Source organism: Corallococcus sp. AB049A, assembly GCF_003668885.1.
Taxonomy (GTDB): Bacteria; Myxococcota; Myxococcia; order Myxococcales; family Myxococcaceae; genus Corallococcus; species Corallococcus interemptor.
Map to the genome: position 1 here is coordinate 1 of NZ_RAWL01000931.1, position 531 is coordinate 531.

Here is a 531-nt window from a genome sequence, read left to right on the forward strand (position 1 = left end):
ATTTAATTCTCGTCCACTATGACAACAACAAGCTAATCCACCCTACTCTATTTAACGGTACCTGGCGATCATAAAAACGCTAATGTGCTTTACACTCCTGTTTCTCATCGAGCTTAGTAGACACTAAAACCCTTAGAGACCGACTACCTCTACGCAGTTTAACTTTACGTAGAAACCCTTGGACTTCCGACGATAGTGTTTTTAAATACGATAAACACTATATGCGCTACTCATGTCAGCATACTCACCTCTGATTTATAATCGAACCTAACGGCTCAACTTAAGCAAATACAGAGCGTTCCGCTACCAATACACGTTTTTTTATTATGTGTGTATTACATAACTTCGGTTTTAAGCTTAAATCCCGTTAATTTATAGTAAACAATGTTAAAACTAGCTTGGTGAGCTATTACGCTTTCTTTAAAAGATGGCTGCTTCCAAGCCTACTTCCCAAACAAAACAACAAATGTTATACCTTGTTTATACTTAGCTTAAATTAAGGACCTTAGTTGATGTTCTGGGCTATTTCCC

The 531-nt window shown here is 37.3% G+C and carries 1 rRNA gene; it reads right to left on the bottom strand.

The features are described 5' to 3' along the window. Positions 1 to 531, bottom strand: a 23S ribosomal RNA gene (locus D7X55_RS40290); the annotation flags it as partial.